Here is a 20,916-nt window from a genome sequence, read left to right as displayed (position 1 = left end):
ATTCTTCTGCGCACTTCACAGATCGATCATTGATTGCGGCTTAGGTCTGCAGCAATGCAGCGGAAATTTTTATCATAAGCATAGCTGTTTATTTTATTTTTAAAGGGCACTGCACCGGCATACACTTAATCGTGACCGATTTTACGTGGAAGCTACCATGGATACCCTGGATTGCATTACCGCTGCGCTGGCGGTTGTTGCGGCGATTGCCGCTTTGATTTACCCGATTAAGAAAGGGCGTGACGACAACGAATAACCCCGCACACACTCTAGCCCGAGAAATACTCCTTTAAAAACAATAACTTGGAAATAATGCCATCACCCTGAATGGTGCAAAAAGCGACACTACACAAAATACTGATTGCTTATACAGTATTTTATGATAAAGTACGATTCATGGACTGCTGAAGCAAAAACGATGCTTCAAATTAACTGGTCCGAACTACCGTACTTATCCGCTTTTAGTGTAATTCCACAACAGGGAGATTTACCATGGCACAACTCAACAGTTCTTTCGACTCAGGTTTCAGCCTGCAATGCGCACCGACTTCGTTCCTGATGCGTCTGGGCCGCCGCGAATTGTTCGTCTGCCGTGACTTCCGCCAACGCTATTATCAGGTCAATCCCCTGGTCGATTGCTCTACCGGCATACAGGCAGGGCATCTGGAGGTATTACTGTTCCGCAAATGGCTGGTTATCCTCTCCAAAGCGCGCTAAGCTTTACATCCAGTCTGTATTTGTTACTTGGTAGGGCGCCTGCAAGCAATATGCAGTATTTACAGTATCCGCAAACTTGTCATACACCTTGCTGAAGCAGAACAATGAATCTGCACTTTGCCAATTTTCCTGTATTGAAGACAGCGCGCCTGGTGTTAAGGCAGCTTGTAGCTGACGATGCCGCCGACATACACAGGCTGCGCGCTGATCCTGCAGTCAATGCCTTTATAGGCAGGCCCAATTCGGCAAGCATGGAAGACGCACGTAAACACATCCGCAGCGTCAACACTTCCGTTGACAACAGAGAATCCCTGTACTGGGCGATAGACTTGCAAGGTAACTCCGGCCTGGTTGGCACAATCTGCTACTGGAATTTTGACCTCGCCCACGAAACGGTAGAAATCGGCTATGAAATGCTACCGGAATTCCAGGGCAGGGGCCTGATGCAGGAGGCCGCGCAAAGAGTCATTGCATACGGTTTTGGCGACATGGACGTCAAAACGATTACCGCCTTCCCTTCCACCGACAATGTCCGCTCGGTAGCCTTGCTGGAAAAACTTCACTTCAAGGCAGATACCGGGTCATTTGCCCACACGCACGGCAATGTGGACAATCTGGCGACCTATGTCTTAACGCCTGCCTCTTGGTAAATACGGTCCGGGCCGTTTAGCCGTATGGCGTTTTACCTGTGACCGCGGTGGCCACGCCCGCCGGGATCCCTCATGGGATCGGGCCCATTTTCGAGTTTCTGCACGATGCCGGCCTTATCGAAATATACCGTCATGAAGGAATCCCAGACGCCGCTTTCCTTAAAGCCGTAGGACCAGGCTTCGAGCTGGACGCGTTCATAGTAGTCTTTTTCATGCGGCTTGCCGACGATACGCAATACCGCGTTCTTGTCTGCCACGCCGACCTGGATCTCTGCAAACTTTTGCAGCGTCAGCACCTGCTCGTAAGAAATCAGCTTTCCATCAGCACCTATGCGCGCCATGTGGGTAGCCTGCGACATGCGGCCTCGCATATACTCCAGCAGGTGCTGGTCGCCGTCCGGATAAACGCCGGTAGGTTCACCGAGTTCGGCGCGCACTTCGGATTCGGTCTCCCCGGGATGCACGCTTCCTATGCCCCAGTTCAACCCGGCGCAGGACGACAGGCAGGCGGCAAGTGCAATGCAGGATAGCGCCGATGCCGCAGTTTTAAAATAGGGTTTCATTGTCCCCTCCTGAAAGAAGGTAGTGAGGTAGCCGTCATTATCGTCCTTTTATCATTCACCTGCAGACGGGGAATCCTGGATAGCGAGCGATCCGGCATAAGTTGCAGGCAGATCCAGTGGAATGGCCCGGCACTGCGCCAGTTCACGGGCAAGTCCCGCACTCCATTCGGAGATGGCGAGGCTGCGGCATTTCAAGCGGGCTTCCTGTTCCGCCCACTTAAGAGCAAAGCAGCGGGCTTGGTCATGCACGGGGCGTCTGCCTATGGCGCCGGCAACTTCACTACCCAGATACAGTTCTGCAACCGCCTTCCAGTCTAGTGTTTCATCCACGCGCACAATGTCGATACCGGCCACTCCGCCGTCGCAGATTACTGCCACTGACAGGCCGGACTCATGGCTGATCGACAAACTGATTTGCCAGCCGGGAATCAGCACCTGCACAGGCTGTGCAGGTGTTGACAACAACCGTATTTGTGAAGGAGGGCAATGGCAGGCAACGGCCAGGGTTTCAACGAGTGCAGCACGTATCTGCCGCCGCGCGAGCTCGCGCGCGCTGCTGGTATCGTAAGTAATGCCTATGACGGCCAGTCCATTTTCGGCCAGGTCCGTAACAGCGGCCTGCTGCGCCGCAGGCCACGGGCGGACAAGCGGAATTACGGCGACCATGGTTAGCGTGTCGCAGCGGCGGGGCAACCCCTCCAGCTGGATCCTGCAGGGATGTATTCGCCCTTCATCACCAGCGTCAGCGGCCCCAGCCGCGCCCTGTCCGCCACTACGGCGCTATACAGCACTGAACTGCGCGGCCCCATGTACACCTGCTTGCCTATGCTGACATGGTCAATCTTCATCACACGGTCTTCAAACAAGTGCGTCTGCGGACAGGCCAGCGCATTGATTTCGCTATAGGCGCCGATGCTGACGCAGTCGAACTCGGTAATGTCCGTGGTATCCATGTACACGCCGCGTCCTATTTTGGCCCCAAGCAGATTGAAGGCGAGAGGCAGCCATGGCGTGCCGCGCAGGTAGCGCATGAAATTCGGCACGGCAATCCCTTCATACAGATTGGTGATGCCTTCTGATAGCCACACAAAGCGCGTCCACATCGGCACGCTGCTTTTTTTGTATCTGCCGATGAACAGCCATTTGAGCGCCATCACAAAACCGAAACTGCCTATGCCGTACAGCAGGCCCGCCACCACCAGATAATAAATTACCTCGCCCCAGCGATCCTCGCCGGCCAGCGGCATCAGGTTCAGCACGATGGTGTAGCCTACGGTGATCACCATCGCATGCGGCGCAACGATACGGAAAGCCTCAATCAGGCCACGTCCCAGTCGGCGAAATGGCGATGGGGAAAAAGTCAGGTGATCGGGGAAGCCGGTGACTTCCTCGCGTGCCGGCAGATGGATAGGGGGCGAGCCCAGCCAGGTATCTCCTTCGCGCATCTGCTGGTTGTCGGGCGCGCTGGAATGCACACCTATCAGCACGTTCTCAGGCACGATGGTGCCATCGGGAATATAGGCGCCGTTGCCGATGAAACTGCGCCTGGAAATAACGGTGGGCTGCATCGTCATCCAGCCGCCGTCTATCTGTTCATCGCCCAGCAAGACCGCATCGGCGATAAAAGTATCCTCGCCTAGGGTCAGCATGTCCGGCACCACGCCCAGCGCAGTCGAAATCTCAGCGCCGCGGCCCACCTTGGCGCCCAGCAACCGGTACCAGAAAGGCGCGTACACCGTCGCATATACGCCATGCAGTACGTTCAGGCTGGATTCCTGGATCTGGTTGACCAGCCATTTGCCGCAGTAAGTATTGCTATGCACCTTATAACTGCCGGCTTTCAGCTTGGGCAGGATGCTCCAGCGTATGCCGGCCGACAGCAGCGCAGTGCAGACAATCAATATCGCCGTTGCGGGGAAGGCCAGGATAAAATACTTGAACAGCTGAAAGGAAATATTATTCCCCTGCATCCACGGGAAACGGTCCACGTTGTCGAACCAGTCGATCAGGATAAAGCTGGGGAACACCGGCATGAAAAACAGGGCGGTAATCAGGAAAGCGCCGAACACAAAAAATGCCGCCTCCGTTGCATAGCGCAACCGGCTGACAGCAGGGCGCGGCGGATTGGAAGCAGGGTCAAAAGCGCCGACGTCGCGCGCGGGCGATCCGCGCCACATACGGCCCGCAGGCACGCTTTGCCCCTGGCTCAAGGCAGACTGGCCATCCAGATGGCCAGCATCGCCAATGGCAACATCTCCTTCCAGCACGGAGTAGGAGCCCACATAAGCGTCATTGCCCAGTGTGATTCTCCCCACGATCAATTCACCACGTTCCACGCGGGCATTTTCAAAATTGCTGGCATTGCCTATGCTGACGCCGTTGCCTATGGTCAGCAGGTCGGCGGCACGCAAGGTCATCGACCCCACGATGACATCGTTGCCGATTTTGGCGCCCAGCGCGCGCAGCCACCACGCATATAGCGAAGAGCCGCTCAGCATATACGTCGGCGCTGCCTCGATCAGCCTGTCCACAAACCACCAGCGGAAATAGGTCAATCCCCACAATGGATAACGTCCCGGTTTCAGCCTGCCCACGATCAGCCATTTGCAGGCCACCGCAATGCCGAACTCCAGCAGCGTCAGCACAATGAACACACCCACCGACAGGAAAGACGCGCGGACGATGGAATCGTCAGGATCACCGGTAAAAAAATGGTAGGCAAAGAAGGGCGCCAGCCATTGCACCATGCGCATCGCCACCAGCCAGGGAATGGCAAAGGCCTGCGCTGCGCCGCATAACCAGCGTTTCAGGCCGGGCGGCGGCGCCCAGTCCACGCTGACATCGGCAGACAGTACCTGGGTTTCCATCAGCACTTCGGCAATCCGGCCTATGCTGCGGTTCTGGTAGATATCGCTGATCTTGAAATAGGCAAAACGGGCATCCGTCCGCAACAAAGAGACCAGCCGCGCGGCGAACAGCGAATGTCCGCCCAGATCGGCAAAGAAATCGGCATCCCTGCGAATGGGCTGGCCGGGAAACAGCGTGGCGAGCGCGGCAAACAGCACTTCTTCCGCCGGCGTCTCCGGCAAGTCCGATTCAGCGGACCCGGCAGTTGGAGTAAGGATTTTTTCTTTCAGCTGCTTGCGGTCTATCTTGCCGGAAGTCAGCCGCGGCATTTCATCCAGGCTTTCATAACGGGCAGGCACCATGTAGGGCGGCAAGGCCGCGGCCAGCGCGGCGCGCAAGGCCGTACTGGAAATGCCTTCGGCGCTGTCCGGGACAATAAAGGCGATCAACTGGTCTATGCCTTGTTCCTGCCGCAAGATCACGGCCACGGTACCGACGCCAGGCTGTTTGGCCAGCACTGCCTCGATCTCTCCCAGTTCCACACGAAAGCCACGGATTTTCACCTGGTCATCGGCGCGCCCCAGGCACAGCACCTGTCCATCTTCGTCTATACGCGCCAGATCACCGGTGCGATACAGCCGCCTGTCTATTTCCTGAGTGCTCCATGGGTTGGAAAGGAATTTTTCCGCCGTCAGTTCTGGCCGCCCCAGATAGCCGGCCGCGATGCCGGGGCCGGTGATACACAGTTCGCCTATCTCGCCGCGCGGCAAAAGGCCCAGGCCGTTTTCCACTGCTGCGTCAATCACCAGCAAGCCGTAATTGGGCAAGGGCTTGCCTATCGTAACAGGTTCGTTCGCATGCAATTCCGCCAGGCTGGCCGATACCGTCGCCTCGGTGGGGCCGTAAGTATTGAATACCTGACGCCCGGGCCGGGCCCAGCGCGCTACCAATGCCTCGGGGCACATTTCGCCGCCCAGGTTGATGATGCGCAAGCTGGCAACGTCCTGATTGAACAAGGCCAGCAGCGTGGGTACTGCGTGCAATACACTGATACGCTGATCGGCTAGCGCGCGGGGCAGGGCGTCCGGGTCCACGGCAACTTCCTTCGGCGCTATCCACAAAGCGGCGCCGACCAGGTAGCTGATCCAGATTTCTTCGAAAGACATATCGAAGGCTACGGAAAAGCCCTGGTAAACCCGGTCGGTATTGCGCACGCCCAGCACCGCATTCTCGCTACGCAAAAAATGGCAGATGCTGCCCTGCGTGATCGCAATGCCCTTGGGCTTGCCGGTAGAACCGGAAGTGTAGATGACGTACGCAGGATGGCCGGGCAGGACATTTTCTCGCCGCCGCAGTATGTGCGCAGCCTCTTGCGGTTCAGCCATTGCTTCCGCGGTCCACACGCGCGTCGCCAGCACCGCCAGAGAAGGCGCAAACAGGGAGCAACTGAGTATGCCGTAAGCTTGCGCATCCTCCAGGCAGACTGCCACCCGGTCCACAGGCGTATCAGCATCGAAGGGCAGCCATGCTGCGCCGGTCTTGGCGATGCCGGCCTGCATGACCAGCAAGTCTATACCGCGCGGCAGCCACAGACCGACAATATGCCCGGGCCGGACACCCGCCTCGATAAGGCGGGAAGCAACCAGCGTCGCACGCTCGTCAAGCTGGCGGTAGCTGAGTTGTTCGCCGCCGAACATGAGCGCAGTCGCCTCAGGCAACCTGCTCGCGGTAGCTTCCAACAGATCCGCCAGGACTTCCTGGTGAATCAGGTCGGGCCGCTGAGGGCCATACAATATATCGGGATGAAAAGCGGGATGTATGCCAGCTTTGCCAGCGTCGTTATGGGTAGTGCTCTGATCTTCGGTGGACCAAGTATGGGGCATAAAACAGGGGGCTGCGAGAAATCACCAATGTTAGCACCCGTAGCTGGCGGCGGGCATGAATTCTTTGTTATTTTGTGTAATCACACAAATAACAAGGAACACAGGCGCCGCGGGCCTTCCTGTCCATGCTGCCCTATATAGGCAGCATATAAGCAGAAAATTTTAGAACACGCTTTCGGCAATATTTTGCTGCTCTATCACTGCGCGTAACGTATTGTGCACCGGGCGCTGCTCCGGCTTGCCTGCAAACATGCATTCGCTGCGGCCGCTCAGCATTTCGGCATCGCGTCCGCTGAACAACGGGCAACGTGGGAACAGCTCTGCAACCCAGTCAACAAAGGCGCGGACCTTGGGCGACAAATGACGGTTCGCCAGGTACACCACGGAGATAGGCATGGGGGCAGGGGTCCACTGCGGCAACACTTCGCGCAGCGCGCCCGACTCCAGATGCGGCATCAGCATGAAGCGCGGCGCCTGGATCAGGCCGAAACCCTTTACGGCGCAGGCGATATACGCCTCGGAGTCATTGACGGAGATCTTGCCGTTGACCTTCACATCGACAGTCTCGCCATCCACAATGAAGTCCCAGTCCAAGTTGCGGCCTGTACGGCTGGAAAAATAATGCACGGCCTGATGATGCTGCAAATCATCAATCGTCTGTGGCTCGCCGTGCTGGTCCAGATATTCCGGTGCCGCGCAGGTGATGCTCTGGAAGGTACCGATACGGCGCGCAACCATGCTCGAATCCTGCAGTTCTCCGACGCGGATTACGCAGTCCACGGCTTCCTGCACCATGTCCACCATGCGGTCACCCATGCCCATGACCAGTTCTATGTCAGGGAAACGCTCATAAAATTCGCAAATCTGCGGCAGTAATATCAGCCTGCCTATCGAGGCCGGCACGTCGATGCGCAAGCGGCCTTTGGGGCCGCGCGCAACGTTCTGAAAAGAGGATTCAGTCTCATCGATGTCCGCCAGGATGCGCACACAGCGTTCGTAATAGGCGGCGCCATCCGGCGTCAGGCTCAGGCGACGCGTAGTGCGGTTCAGCAGGCGCACCTGCAGCAGGCTTTCCAGGCTCTGGATGGTCGTCGTCACAGTCGTGCGCGGCAAGCCCAGGCTGTCCGCGGCACGGGTAAAGCTATTGGAATCCACTACACGGGTGAACACCTGCATTGCTTGAAAGCGATCCATCGCTGACTCCCTGAGGGCAAATATCGGAAACGAAAAACAAGGCTGTACGCACGCAGCGTATTTTTACTTGACCGAAGTATAAATGGAATTAGGCGCCGGATTAGTCGTCCTGGCCGAATAGTCTTGTTCAATTATAGATGTTTATCCGAAAACGTGTCGGACCTACTATTCGTCCCACTCTCAAATCAATGGAGCGGTTATCCGCGACGACATGATGGACGCATCAACAGTAATTGCAAAAAAAACAAAGAAAAAGACGGTAAGCGAGGCTGAACCGCCTTTGCAGATCGACAACTTCATCATTCCGGGGCCTGTAGGGTCGATTCCGGTGCGGCTCTATCGGCCGCAAGGCACTGCCGTTTTGCCGGTAGTGCTGTACTTCCATGGCGGCGGCTTCATCAGCGGTTCGCTGGACGATGCCGACATGCCTGCGCAGTTTATTGCAAGAAACAGCAACGTGCTGGTGCTGTCAGTCGGCTACGCACTGGCGCCTGCCAAGCCCTTTCCCGCCGCTCCTGAAGACGCTTATGCAGCGATGGCATGGGTAGGCAAAAACGCCGGCGCCATCAACGCCAATGCCAGCCGCCTCGCAGTTGCCGGCGACGATGCAGGTGGCAACCTGGCAACCTGCCTGACGCTGATTGCCCGCGACCGCAATGCCACGCCCATCCTTGCCCAGGCCCTGATCGGCCCGATGCTCGATCCCAGCATGACTCGTCTGGGCGATGCCAAACGCCTCGAATCCGACCTGACTCCGCAGGAATGCGCAGAATGCTACCGTCAGTACCTGCCCAGGTCGCTGCAGCGCCTGCATCCTTATGCGGCGCCGCTGGAATCACGCCGCCTTAGCGGCTTGCCACCCGCCTTCATCGCCACGGCGGAACACGACGTACTGCATATAGAGGCAGAAAAATATGCCGCGGCGCTGATCACTGTCGGCGTACCCACGCAGGTAGCCCGCTTTGCCGGCGTCAAGCACGCCTCTTTGCGTGAACACGCGCCAGCGCTGACTGAAGTAGCCGAGTTCCTGCGCCGCCGCCTCAATGCCAAGCCCCATTCGAGAAAAAAAGCTGCTGCTTCCGCAATCAAGGATGAAGACAGCGGCGAGGACAGCGATAAATAAGCTGCCTAAATAAGCACATTGCCAAATTCAAAAGCAAAAACCGAAGTTTATCGAAATTGGAGAGTAACTAGTATGCCCCTAACACAAAATCCGGAACAAATCGCTTTGAAATTTTTTGAAACTTTTTGAACACCCTTAAAACATTTACAAGGACCATCATGTCTAACTCTCCACTCACCCGCAGCCGCCTGTCCATCGCCGTCAGCGCCGCCATCGTTGTTGCCATCGCCGCCGCAGGCACGGTTGGGGCCATCCGCGTGCATGCCAGCAATACTGAAACCAAAGCCGCTCCGCCGGCGACCACAGTCGACGTGGCAGAAGTCGTCAGCCGCAAGATTGTCGACTGGCAAAGCTATTCGGGAAAACTGGAAGCAGTCGACCGCGTAGAAATCCGCCCCCTGGTAGGCGGCACGCTGACAGCTGTTCATTTCAAGGATGGCGCACTGGTTAAAAAAGGCGATCCGCTGTTTACCATCGATCCACGGCCTTACGCTGCTGAAGTAGCCAGGGTGCAAGCGCAGCTGGCTGCTGCCGAAGCGCGAGCAGCGTATACAGCATCCGACGTCGCCCGCGGCGAACGCCTGCTGACGGAAAACGCGATTGCGCGCCGCGACTATGAAGAGAAGCAAAACGCGTCGCGCGAAGCCGCTGCCAATGTGCTGGCTGCGCAAGCCGCGTTGAAAGCCGCCAAACTGAACCTGGAATATACGCAGATCACGGCTCCCGTAGCAGGGCGCATCTCGCGTGCGGAAATCACCGTAGGCAACGTCATCGCTGTAGGTACGAGCTCGCCTCCTTTGAGCACGCTGGTGTCGGTATCCCAGGTATATGCGTCGTTCGATGTCGATGAACAAAGTTTCCTCAAATACGTGAATCCGGCCCAAGCCAAAAACACGCAGGTGCCGGTATTCCTGGGCCTGGCTAACGAAGACGGCTATTCCCGCCAGGGCAAGGTGACATCGATCGATAACCGTATCGATACCTCCTCCGGCACCATCCGCGTGCGCGCCGTGTTCGACAATCAGGACGGCCTGTTGCTGCCCGGCCTGTATGCCCGTATCCGCCTCGGCGGCGGCGCTCCGCATGATGCGCTGCTGATCGATGAAAAGGCGATAGGCACAGACCAGAGCAAACGCTTCGTGCTGACCGTGGACAAGGAAAACCACACTGCCTATCGCGAAGTGCACATCGGCGCCAAACAGGATGACCTGCTGATCGTGGAAAACGGACTGAAAGCCGGTGAGCGCATCGTCGTCAACGGTTTGCAACGCACCCGTCCGGGCGACACGATCACTCCCAACGTCGTTCCCATGGCCAAACTTGCCGCCATCCCCAGTGCCGGACCCAGCACAAGCAAGACCGTTGCTGCCAATAAGTCTTAAGACACCTAGACAACGAGAATTAATATGAATATTTCAAAGTTCTTCATCGATCGCCCCATTTTTGCAGGGGTGCTATCGGTGCTTATTTTGCTGGCAGGTGGCTTGTCCATGTTCCAGTTGCCCATTTCGGAATATCCCGAAGTGGTTCCCCCTTCCGTCGTGGTGCGCGCACAGTATCCGGGCGCCAACCCCAAGGTGATTGCCGAAACGGTAGCATCCCCGCTGGAAGAATCTATCAACGGCGTGGAAAACATGCTGTACATGCAGTCGCAGGCCAATAGCGACGGCAACCTGACGGTGACTGTCAACTTCAAACTGGGCGTAGACCCCGATAAGGCACAGCAACTGGTGCAGAACCGCGTTTCGCAAGCGCTCCCGCGCCTGCCGCCCGACGTGCAGCGCCTGGGTGTGACGACGCTGAAGAGTTCTCCTGCGCTGACGATGGTGGTCCATCTGATCTCGCCGGACAACCGCTATGACATGACCTATCTGCGCAACTATGCGGTACTGAACGTGAAAGATCGCTTGGCCCGTATCAAGGGCGTGGGCGAGGTTGGTCTGTTCGGTTCCGGCGACTATGCGATGCGCGTATGGCTAGATCCGCAAAAGGTATCGCAGCGCGGCCTGACGGCGTCCGACGTGGTCGCCGCTATCCGCGAGCAGAACGTGCAGGTTGCTGCCGGTGTCATTGGCGCTTCGCCAAGCCTGCCCGATACGCCTTTGCAGTTCAACGTCAATGCGCAAGGCCGGCTTAAAAGCGAAGCCGAGTTCGGCGGCATCATCCTGAAGACCTCCACGGACGGCGCTGTCACCCATTTGTCCGATGTTGCCCGCATTGAGCTGGCTGCGTCTGAATACGGCCTGCGCTCGCTGCTGGACAACAAACCTGCTGTCGCCATCCCCATCTTCCAGGCTCCCGGCGCCAATGCGCTGGATGTTTCAGACCAGGTGCGCGCTGCGATGAAAGAACTGTCGGCGGATTTCCCCAGTTCGGTCGAATACCGGATTGTCTATGATCCTACGCAATTCGTCCGTTCCAGTATCCACGCAGTAGTGGAAACCCTGCTTGAAGCGATTGCACTGGTGGTACTGGTCGTGATCGTGTTCCTGCAAACCTGGCGTGCTTCGCTGATTCCTTTGCTGGCGGTGCCGGTTTCCATCGTGGGCACGTTCTCTCTGATGCTGGGCTTCGGTTATTCCATCAATGCCCTGTCCCTGTTCGGTATGGTGCTGGCGATCGGTATCGTCGTCGATGATGCGATCGTGGTGGTGGAAAACGTCGAGCGGAATATCGCCGCGGGGCTGACGCCGAAAGAAGCAACCTACCGCGCCATGCGAGAGGTCAGCGGTCCTATCGTCGCGATTGCACTGACACTGGTAGCCGTTTTCGTGCCATTGGCTTTCATGACCGGCCTGACTGGCCAGTTCTACAAGCAGTTTGCGATGACGATTGCGATTTCCACCGTGATTTCCGCGTTCAACTCGCTGACGCTGTCGCCAGCCCTGGCGGCGATCCTGCTGAAAAGCCATGATGCCAAGCCAGACTGGCTGACCAAGATCATGAACCGCCTGTTCGGCCGCTTCTTCAATGCCTTCAACCGCATGTTCAACCGCGGTTCGGAAAACTATTCCAGGGGCGTGACCGGCGTCATCTCACGCAAGGGCGCGATGATGGGCGTGTATGCGGTGTTGCTGCTGCTGGCTGTTGGTGTTTCCTATATTGTTCCAGGCGGCTTCGTTCCGGGGCAAGACAAGCAATACCTGATCAGTTTCACGCAACTGCCTAACGGTGCAACGCTGGACCGTACTGAATCGGTGATTCGCAGCATGTCCGACATTGCTCTGAAAGAACCTGGCGTCGAAAGCGCGGTTGCGTTCCCTGGCCTGTCGATTAACGGCTTCACCAACAGCTCCAGCGCCGGTATTGTATTTGTGACGCTGAAGCCTTTCGAAGAACGTCGCAGCAAGGAGTTGTCGGCCGATGCCATTGCCGGCAAACTGAACCAGAAATACTCCGGTATCAAGGATGCTTTCATCGCCGTATTTCCTCCGCCGCCAGTCATGGGCCTGGGCACGGTAGGGGGCTTCAAGATGCAGATCGAGGATAAGAGCGCGCTGGGTTACGCCGAACTGGATGCCGCAGCGCAGGCCTTCATTGCTGCCGCCAAGACAGCACCTGAACTGGGCCCGATGTTCTCCAGCTACCAGATCAATGTGCCGCAATTGGACGTGGATCTGGACCGTGTCAAAGCCAAGCAGCTGGGCGTGCCCGTGACCGATGTATTCGACACGATGCAGATCTATCTCGGCTCCCTGTATGTGAACGACTTTAACCGTTTCGGCCGCGTGTACCAGGTGCGTGCCCAGGCGGATGCACCGTTCCGTTCCAAGCCGGAAGACATCCTGCAGCTGAAAACCCGCAATACTGCCGGTGAAATGGTGCCGCTGTCCTCACTGGTCAAGGTAACGCCGAGCTTCGGCCCAGAAATGGTAGTGCGCTATAACGGCTATACCGCTGCCGATATCAACGGCGGCCCAGCTCCCGGCTACTCGTCGAACCAGGCCCAGGCTGCGGCAGAACGTATTGCTGCCAAGACCCTGCCTTCCGGCATCAAGTTTGAATGGACTGACCTGACGTATCAGCAGATCCTGGCGGGCAATGCCGGTATGTGGGTTTTCCCTATCAGCGTGCTGCTGGTGTTCCTCGTGCTGGCCGCACAGTATGAAAGCCTGACCTTGCCGTTGGCCGTCATCCTGATCGTACCGATGAGCCTGCTGGCTGCGTTGACCGGCGTATGGCTGACCGGCGGCGACAACAATATCTTTACCCAGATCGGCCTGATGGTGCTGGTGGGCTTGTCGGCAAAGAATGCGATCCTGATCGTGGAGTTTGCGCGGGAACTGGAATTGCAGGGCAGCACGCCCCTGCAGGCTGCGATCGATGCCAGCCGCCTGCGTCTGCGTCCTATCCTGATGACGTCTATCGCGTTCATCATGGGCGTGGTGCCGCTGGTGACTTCCAGTGGTCCAGGTTCGGAAATGCGCCATGCAATGGGTGTTGCGGTGTTCTTCGGCATGCTGGGCGTGACACTGTTCGGCCTGTTCCTGACGCCGGTGTTCTATGTGTTGCTGCGTTCCGCCAGCGGCGGCCGCAAGCTGCATTCGGCTGTAGTGCATGAAGCTCCTGCCGTCGCACATGGGCACGACGCCGACCATGCAGCACCGCTGCAATCCTGAGAAAGTGTGGAGCATAAAATGATGAATACAATTAAACCCTTTAGATCCGCTTCGTCGCTGCTGATGCTGTTGCTGGTGCTGGCGGGCTGTTCGGTGGCGCCGACGTATGAGCGTCCCGAAGTCAGCACGCCGGCCGCATTCAAGGAAACCGGGCCAGTTCAGGAGAATCAGGCAAACACTGCATGGAAAGAAGCCCAGCCTTCTGAAAACATGGCGCGCGGCAAATGGTGGAAGATTTTTGGCGATGCCAGCCTGAACGACCTGGAAACGCAGGCGCAAACAGCCAATCAGAGCCTGAAGGCGGCAGCCGCCAGGCTGAAGCAATCACGCGCACTGCGGCAGGATGCGCGCTCTGAGCTGTTCCCGCAGGTGAATGCGGGCCTCGGCGCCAGCCGGGGAAGGCCGTCCCCGGTGTCGCAAGGTGTGCCTGATAACACGCCCATGCCGACCGGCAATACCTTCAGCGGCACGCTGGGAGCGTCTTACGAGCTCGATCTGTTCGGTCGTGTTGCCTCTACTGTCAATGCCGCCAACGCGGATACGCAGCAAAGCGAAGCACTGTTCCAATCGGTGCAGCTGGCTTTGCAGGCGGACGTGGCGCAAGCCTACTTCCTGCTACGGGAGCTGGATGCCGAACAGGCTCTGTTCTCCGGCACGGTGGAATTGCGCCAGCAAACCTTGAAACTGGTGCAAACGCGTTTTGACGAAGGCGACATCAGTGAGCTGGACCTGGCGCGCGCCAAGGCAGAACTGGCTTCGGCGCAGGCTGATTCACTGGGTGTGGCACGCACCCGCGCCACGGCAGAACATGCGCTGGCTATCCTGCTGGGCAAGGCGCCGGCAGAATTCAACTTTGCGGCACGCCCGCTGTCGCGGATTGCCGTCAACGTGCCGCCTGGCCTGCCTTCGTCGCTGCTGGAGCGCCGTCCCGACATCGCTGCTGCAGAGCGCGGCATGGCAGCTGCCAATGCCCGTATCGGCGTGGCGCGCTCAGCATTTTTCCCTCGCCTGGACATTACCGGAGCCTTCGGCTTTGAGTCTGCCGGCCTGGGCGAACTGTTCAACTGGAGCAGCCGTACCTTCCTGCTGGGGCCTCTGCTGTCGATGCCGCTGTTTGACGGTGGTCGCCGCCAGGCAGGCGTCGACAAGGCACGCGCCGTGTATGAGGAAGACGTGGCCAACTACCGCCAGACCGTGCTGAATGCCTTCAAGGAAGTGGAAGACAACCTGGCCGACCTGCGTATCCTGGGCGACCAGACCCGTGCGCAGGACGACGCGGTACAAGCCGCGGAGCGGGCTGCCAAACTGTCACACATCCAGTACCGCGAAGGCTCAGTCAGCTACCTGAACGTGATTGACGCCGACCGCACCGTGCTGCAGCAGCAGCGCTCGGCCGCACAACTGGATGGCGCCAGGGCGAAATCCGCCGTCAACCTGATCCGTGCTATCGGCGGCGGCTGGAGTGCAACTCAGGCGCCAATCGCTGTTACCGCAAAGCCGGGCAGCGCGGCGAATGCCGTGGCAAAAGCGGACTAGTTACCGACGGCCCCTTGTTTCCCTTGTCCAGAGTATCTCTGGCTTTCATAACGCATTCCCTCGGGAATGCGTTTTTTTTCGTCACGGCCATGCGATTGGATACAGCCTGCCGCTGTTGCATCCACGCCCCAAAAAAACGCTAGTCAAACTTTGAAACGGAAAACGATGTATTGTTACATCTAACGAAGTTGCTTCTTTGATTTTCCAAAAAATTCTTTCGTTCCTTCAAGCAGCATTCTGGAAACGTCATACCGAAACCGCTTCCATTATCCAGTGCCTGATATCACGTCGGGCAAATGTCATCAGCAAGCCCGGATGTCGCCCGACTTGCTTTTTTCTGGAGGGTAAAAGTGTTTTTAGAGCATAAACTAGAACAATGGGTCAGCAGCGTCACCCAGAAAATGGTGCTGCCTTTACGGGTTGAATTGTGGAATGGAAAGCATTTCGATCTGAGCCAGGCCCCGCCTAAAGTAATCATCCGCATCCCGCAAGCCTCGGCATTGAGCTACCTGCTGACGCCATCGCTGTCCAATCTCGGCTCTGCCTATGTCGACGGCAAGATCGATATTGTCGGCAAACCCAGTGAAATTATTTCCATCGGCGGCGAGCTTGCGTCCAGCACGCTGAAGCAGGAAGGGAAATTTGCCAGGATCAGGCGTTCTTTCGGTCGCAGCAAAGCCAAGGATGCGGAAGCGATACGCTATCACTACGACGTATCGAATGATTTTTACCAGCTGTGGCTGGACGAAAACATGCTGTATTCCTGTGCCTATTTTGAAAACGGCGACGAGGATCTGGCAACTGCGCAATTGAAAAAAGTCGACCACATCCTGACCAAGATACGCGTGCGCCCAGGCGACAAACTGCTGGACATCGGCTGCGGCTGGGGAGGGCTGGTAATACGCGCTGCACAAAAATACGGGGCGCACTGTGTTGGCGTTACGCTGTCGGAAAACCAGGCCGAGCTGGCAAGGCAGCGGGTGGCGGAACTCGGCTTGAGCGACAAAATAGAAATCCGGCTGCAGGATTATCGCGACGTGACCGGCAGCTTTGACCGTATCACCAGCGTCGGCATGTTCGAGCATGTCGGCCTGCTGAATCTGCAATCCTACTTCAGCAAAATCCATAGCCTGCTGGCCGACGGCGGCATCGCGATGAACCACGGCATCACGTCCACCGATTCGGAAAGCGGCGAAACCCCGTACGGCGGCGGAGAATTCATTGAGCGTTATGTATTCCCTCACGGAGAGCTGCCGCACATAGGGCTGGTGCTGAAGACGATGCAGGAAGGGGGACTGGAGGCGCTGGACGTGGAAAACCTGAGGCGCCACTATGCAAAAACCTGTGCGATATGGGCTGAGAATTTTGAGCAGCATGCGGAGCAGATCCAGGACATTGCCGGCGACAGACGTTACCGTATCTGGCGGGTTTACCTGGCGGGCTGCGCTTATGCGTTTGAATCAGACTGGATTTCGCTGTACCAGGTAGTCTGTACCAAGGCTGGCCGCAACCAAGAGGAGTTGCCGTGGTCAAGAAAGTACATGTACGACAAAAAGGCATGAACCGGGATGAAAAAAGGCTGCATTTGCAGCCTTTTTTACGGTTACAGCAAGTTGGGATCGAAATCGGGCAAGCTCTGTTCCAGCTGGACGCTGGAGCCTGGCCCCTTAGCCCTCGCCTGAACCAGTGCCTCAGAAGCACGTTGCAACATGTCTTCGCCGGTGTCCCCATGGGCATTGGTCGTGAGGCCACTGCAAAAGCTGATCTCCAGTCCCGCCACCACGCCGGCCCAGTCTACCGCAGCTACCGCAGAGGTGAGGCGCGCAATTGCTTTCCCGCTCTGGTCTAGCCAGGTAGTAGGCAGGACAATTGCGAACTCGCTTTCCCCGACACGACCGAAAGAGTCCAGCGAGCGCAGCAATTGCAGGGCGGCTTGCGTCAGGTTCCGGAGTATCTGGTCGCCAGCGGCTTTGCCGTGCCGTTCCACCAGCACGGGGAATTGGTCAATGCCGATGACGGCAAAAGAAAACGGGTGGCCGGTGCGCTTGGCCCGATCCAGCTCTGCATCCAGCTTTTGCAACAGGCCGCGTCGGTTCAGCGCTCCCGTCAGGCTATCGTGTGTGGAAACGGCGCTCAAGGCTTCCAGTGCTGCCTGCAGATCCTGGATAATGGCGCCGGTGTCGGCGCCGGTTTTTATTTTTTCTACCAGATGCGTGAGATGTGTAGTCAGATCGTTGATATCCTGCTTGGGCTGATTGGGCACATCGGTCTCCAGGTAACAGTGGGCATTAAATGAACGTCTAGACGACGAAGCTGAAAGCAGCGCCAGATTATCGCAATTTGTTTAACTATTGCAACTAACTTCGCCGTTTTCACTGCTCTCGACATTGCTTTTCATGCGGCCGAGCAGGGCAATCAGCGTAGCCCGTTCGCCGGCGTCGAAACCCGCCATCATCGTCTCGGCGATCTGCTGCTTGTGCTTGTGCACGATAGCCTGCTGGGATTTGCCAGCAGGCGTCAGCGTCACCCGGTAGGAACGCTTGTCATCCTCATCCACTTCACGCACGATCAGGCCGCGCTCTTCCAGTTGCTTTAGCAGCCTCGTCACCTGTGCTTTATCGCGGCCGAAATAACGGATCAGGTCTCGCTGCGTGCCTTTTGGATGGGCGTCGAAAAACCCCAAAGCCTGCGCGCCTATGGGGCCCAGTTCAAACTTGTCCGAGCTTAAGGCCTGGTGCATATGCGATTTGAACTGATGCATCAAACCGAAAAATTGTTCCAGCACCGCGTCGTTTAAGTTTTTCATATTTTTAGTTGACATTGTCAACGACAATTCATAAACTAGTTGATAGTATCAACAAAAAGCCAAGGCTGTATATGGTCCGATATTCACCACGTGGCTATTATGACTATATTACGCGCCTCGCTTTCAATATTCTTGACAATCCTGCTTATTGTTAAGGTGGAGACTATTCATGAACATGCAACAGGAAATTGAAGCCGACATGATTACGAGAGACGAATATCAAGCTGCGGCGGCCCGGCTGGACCAGCTTTGGGGTAAGGCAACCACAGCCGCTGACAGGGCAGAAATAGAACATTTGCTGCATCTGATAGAAGCTTGCGATGCATGCACAATGACATACATGGGGAAGAAATAACTGCAAGGACGTTCGCCGGAACACCCATTTGCTGAGTCGGCGGACATCTTGCTATGTTACAACGATGCTACAATTTCTTTACAATTGCGTTACAATCCAGCCATACCAAGCCCGGTACCTGAGATGCAGTTGTAGAAACACCATTCTTACGCCTGCTGCCTGTCGCCCTGACGGTGCGATCCAGTCTCTCGTGATATTTCCGCTTTTTTGATGTTTGGCGACGCCGGCGTCTGACAGACACCAGCTTCAGAAACCAAGAATGCAGAATTCCGCAGCAACAAATACCGCCTTTCGCCTTGATTTTCTGGATGGATTAAGAGCCTTGGCGGCGTTATGGGTCATGTTCGGCCATATCCATTTGTTCACATACGGCTGGGAACACCATACTTCGCTGCTGACCTTGCCGCTCAATGTCCTGCCTTACCTGCACATGGGAGTAGATGTTTTCCTGGTGCTGTCCGGCTTTTGCCTGGCATTGCCGGTGGTCAGAAACGGCAACCGCATGCGGACTGGGCTATACGCTTATTTCAAAGCTCGCAGCCTGCGTATCCTGCCGCCTTATTTCGCCGTATTGCTGCTTATTTTACTGATCAATTTTGTTCTGCCTATCATTAGCTGGGCCCGGAGCCCGGTCGGTTTGACTTCAGAAATGCCTTATCAGGTTTTCTGGAGCAATATCCTGCTGTTGCAGGATTTTTTCCCTCAATTCAACAACATCAACGGCCCGTTCTGGAGCATTGCAACGGAATGGCACTTGTACTTTCTGTTTCCATTGGCGATCTGGCTGCTGAGAAAATTCGGCGCATGGACTTTGCTGATCGCCGGCGCCGTGCTGGCGGCCGGGCTTACCTGGCGGTCGCTGAATGCATCCATCATTGTGGGTTCTCTACAAATGACAGTGCCGCAACCGCCGTATTTTGTGCTGCTGTTTGTCATGGGCATAGTTTCAGCGTGGTTTGCATTCGGAGAAAACGGCACGCAACGAAGCGGCAGGTATCGCCGGACGGTGTGGGCTGCCGCAGCGCTGATGCTGCTGCCACTCGGCTGGCTGCTATGGCAATACAGGATCATTGACAGCGACAATGTGCACCTGTTCATGGAGCATACCCATCTGATTGATCCGGTAACGGGGGCCGTGACGGCACTGGTTCTGGCTGGCCTGAGCAGATTACCGCGGGAACACTTTGCCCGAAAATTTCTGGAGGCCAGAGCGCTGGTATGGATAGGAGGATTTTCCTACTCGCTCTATCTGGTGCATATCCCCATCCTGGCGACGCTGTCGCATGCACTGGACCTCCTGATGCCGCAAAAAACCCAGCATCAGGCATTTCTTATCCTCTCTTTTGCAGGCAGCGCGGCATGTCTGGGTTTTGCTTATTACTTCAGCAAGGTATTCGAGACAAAACGCTGGATGCGTCTTTTCGTCGCCCCCTCTGCGAAGGAAACAGCGCAAGCCATCAGACAACGCATGTCTGACCTGGAGAAAGAACATGGCAAATTGAAGCAGATGCTTGAAGACATGTCTGCGGCGCGCATACAGGAAGCGAAAGAGTAGGGCGTCAACTCGCCCTCCACACCAGATGCAGATGATCAATTCAAGGGGGGGGGAACGCGATAGGCGCCGCAGGCGCGTTGTGACCATCTGCGATCTTTCCGCTGGCGCTACTGTCGGCCGCTTTTTTCATTACGGAGATACGCGCCAGCTTGAAGCCTATGCCGCTTCTGCTGCTTGCTTGCTGCTGAGTGAAACTACACTAGCAGGGCTGCAGTCAGCGACTCGATTTCCTCTTCCGAATCAGCGAGTATGCTGTGCAGCGTGCCGCCATCCACTTCGAAGTTGATCGCCGCTGCAGTCTGCTTGATGGTCACGCCTTCTTTCTGGTGCAGCGGAGATACTACGCGCGCCAGATCATTGGCCAGCAGCAGCGTATCACCCAGCGTTTCCGGCGGGATCGCGCGCACGCCGTGCCATAAGGCTTCCACCGCGGTCATCACGCCATCGGGCACGCCAAGTTTTTTCAGCACGCCGCGTCCTATCAGTTTTTCGCCATATTCGACCCAGTCCTCAGGGTCGCCATCCAGCAAGCCAGGATATTCCTCGGCGCGGGAAATCAGGTAAAAGCCGCCAACCTCGTGCACGATGCCCGCGAACATCGCCGTATCGGCATCCACCTTGGTGACGCGCTTGGCGATGACTTGCGCCAGCGCGGCGACATGGGCCGAATGCTCCCACAGCTGGGCAGCCTTGGCTTTCAGCGCGGGATCGGTCAGCTTGCTGTTCAACTGGCGCACGATGACCGATGCGACCATGGATTTGAGCGTGCGGAAACCCAGTCGGCTGACAGCTGCCTTGACATTGGTAATTTCGTTGTTGGAACGGTTATAGGCTGCCGAGTTGGCAATTGCCACCGTGCGCGCAGAAAGCAAAGGCTCCGCCATTACCATTTTGGCCGCTGCATCGATATGGCAATCTGGATCTTCCAGCGCTTGCTGCAGCTTCAGCGAGGCATTCACGTTGGCAGGGAAGGTGAGTTCGCCCTTGCTGGCTTGGGTTGCAATTTCTCTGAAAATTTCAAGCCTGTCCATCATGTCTCCCATTATGGTTTTATGAATGCCCGCAATG

At 56.8% G+C, this 20,916-nt stretch carries 16 protein-coding genes; 9 read left to right on the top strand and 7 right to left on the bottom strand.

Annotated features, from left to right (window positions below; all coding sequences use genetic code 11):
* The first annotated feature begins 492 nt into the window (after positions 1-492).
* Both ACO0LO_RS24805 and ACO0LO_RS24800 read left to right on the top strand, forming a co-directional pair.
* Positions 493-717 carry a hypothetical protein gene (locus ACO0LO_RS24805; protein WP_422968459.1) on the top strand — a complete coding sequence of 75 codons (225 nt, stop codon included), beginning with the start codon at positions 493-495 and terminating at the stop codon, positions 715-717.
* Positions 718-821: 104 nt separating this feature from the next.
* Positions 822-1,367: a GNAT family N-acetyltransferase gene (locus ACO0LO_RS24800; RefSeq protein ID WP_422968457.1), complete on the top strand. Its 546-nt coding sequence runs from the start codon at positions 822-824 to the stop codon at positions 1,365-1,367.
* 32 nt (positions 1,368-1,399) lie between these two features.
* Here the strand turns inward: ACO0LO_RS24800 and ACO0LO_RS24795 are convergent, their stop codons facing one another.
* The 4 genes from ACO0LO_RS24795 to ACO0LO_RS24780 form a co-directional block, all read right to left on the bottom strand.
* Positions 1,400-1,930: a hypothetical protein gene (locus tag ACO0LO_RS24795; protein ID WP_422968455.1), complete on the bottom strand. Its 531-nt coding sequence runs from the start codon at positions 1,928-1,930 to the stop codon at positions 1,400-1,402.
* Between the two features lie 51 nt (positions 1,931-1,981).
* Positions 1,982-2,596 (bottom strand): hypothetical protein, encoded by a 615-nt coding sequence (locus ACO0LO_RS24790; RefSeq protein ID WP_422968453.1) that lies wholly within the window; start codon positions 2,594-2,596, stop codon positions 1,982-1,984.
* Positions 2,597-2,598: 2 nt separating this feature from the next.
* Entirely contained in the window at positions 2,599-6,660 is a 4,062-nt protein-coding gene (locus ACO0LO_RS24785; protein WP_422968451.1) for a Pls/PosA family non-ribosomal peptide synthetase, read from the bottom strand.
* A 162-nt stretch (positions 6,661-6,822) separates the two neighbouring features.
* Positions 6,823-7,854 (bottom strand): LysR family transcriptional regulator, encoded by a 1,032-nt coding sequence (locus ACO0LO_RS24780; RefSeq protein WP_422968449.1) that lies wholly within the window; start codon positions 7,852-7,854, stop codon positions 6,823-6,825.
* Positions 7,855-8,068: 214 nt separating this feature from the next.
* Here ACO0LO_RS24780 and ACO0LO_RS24775 point away from each other — a divergent pair, with 214 nt between their 5' ends.
* From ACO0LO_RS24775 to ACO0LO_RS24755, 5 genes are all read left to right on the top strand, one after another.
* Positions 8,069-8,977: an alpha/beta hydrolase gene (locus tag ACO0LO_RS24775; RefSeq protein ID WP_422968523.1), complete on the top strand. Its 909-nt coding sequence runs from the start codon at positions 8,069-8,071 to the stop codon at positions 8,975-8,977.
* Positions 8,978-9,135: 158 nt separating this feature from the next.
* Positions 9,136-10,359, top strand: a complete 1,224-nt coding sequence (locus tag ACO0LO_RS24770) for an efflux RND transporter periplasmic adaptor subunit (RefSeq protein ID WP_422968447.1) — start codon at positions 9,136-9,138, stop codon at positions 10,357-10,359.
* 24 nt (positions 10,360-10,383) lie between these two features.
* Entirely contained in the window at positions 10,384-13,596 is a 3,213-nt protein-coding gene (locus ACO0LO_RS24765; RefSeq protein ID WP_422968444.1) for an efflux RND transporter permease subunit, read from the top strand.
* An 18-nt stretch (positions 13,597-13,614) separates the two neighbouring features.
* Positions 13,615-15,132: an efflux transporter outer membrane subunit gene (locus ACO0LO_RS24760; RefSeq protein ID WP_422968442.1), complete on the top strand. Its 1,518-nt coding sequence runs from the start codon at positions 13,615-13,617 to the stop codon at positions 15,130-15,132.
* A gap of 350 nt (positions 15,133-15,482) precedes the next feature.
* The gene (locus tag ACO0LO_RS24755) at positions 15,483-16,694 is read left to right on the top strand and encodes a class I SAM-dependent methyltransferase (RefSeq protein ID WP_422968440.1); all 1,212 of its coding nucleotides are present in this window, start codon (positions 15,483-15,485) and stop codon (positions 16,692-16,694) included.
* Positions 16,695-16,735: 41 nt separating this feature from the next.
* Here the strand turns inward: ACO0LO_RS24755 and ACO0LO_RS24750 are convergent, their stop codons facing one another.
* Complete coding sequence (locus ACO0LO_RS24750; protein ID WP_422968438.1) at positions 16,736-17,395, bottom strand: GGDEF domain-containing protein; 660 nt, start codon at positions 17,393-17,395, stop codon at positions 16,736-16,738.
* 81 nt (positions 17,396-17,476) lie between these two features.
* Positions 17,477-17,938 (bottom strand): MarR family winged helix-turn-helix transcriptional regulator, encoded by a 462-nt coding sequence (locus ACO0LO_RS24745; RefSeq protein WP_422968436.1) that lies wholly within the window; start codon positions 17,936-17,938, stop codon positions 17,477-17,479.
* Between the two features lie 169 nt (positions 17,939-18,107).
* Here ACO0LO_RS24745 and ACO0LO_RS24740 point away from each other — a divergent pair, with 169 nt between their 5' ends.
* The gene (locus ACO0LO_RS24740) at positions 18,108-18,293 is read left to right on the top strand and encodes a hypothetical protein (RefSeq protein ID WP_422968434.1); all 186 of its coding nucleotides are present in this window, start codon (positions 18,108-18,110) and stop codon (positions 18,291-18,293) included.
* 259 nt (positions 18,294-18,552) lie between these two features.
* Positions 18,553-19,848 (top strand): acyltransferase family protein, encoded by a 1,296-nt coding sequence (locus ACO0LO_RS24735; RefSeq protein WP_422968432.1) that lies wholly within the window; start codon positions 18,553-18,555, stop codon positions 19,846-19,848.
* A gap of 194 nt (positions 19,849-20,042) precedes the next feature.
* Here ACO0LO_RS24735 and ACO0LO_RS24730 read toward each other — a convergent pair whose 3' ends face one another.
* On the bottom strand, positions 20,043-20,879 hold the full coding sequence (locus ACO0LO_RS24730; RefSeq protein ID WP_422968521.1) for an HDOD domain-containing protein: 837 nt from the start codon (positions 20,877-20,879) through the stop codon (positions 20,043-20,045).
* Positions 20,880-20,916: the final 37 nt, after the last annotated feature.

It is taken from the genome of Undibacterium sp. TJN25, from assembly GCF_049339885.1.
Classification (GTDB): Bacteria; Pseudomonadota; Gammaproteobacteria; order Burkholderiales; family Burkholderiaceae_D; genus Undibacterium.
Note: the sequence above shows the minus strand (reverse complement) of the source record. Positions and strands in the feature narration are given on the sequence as shown.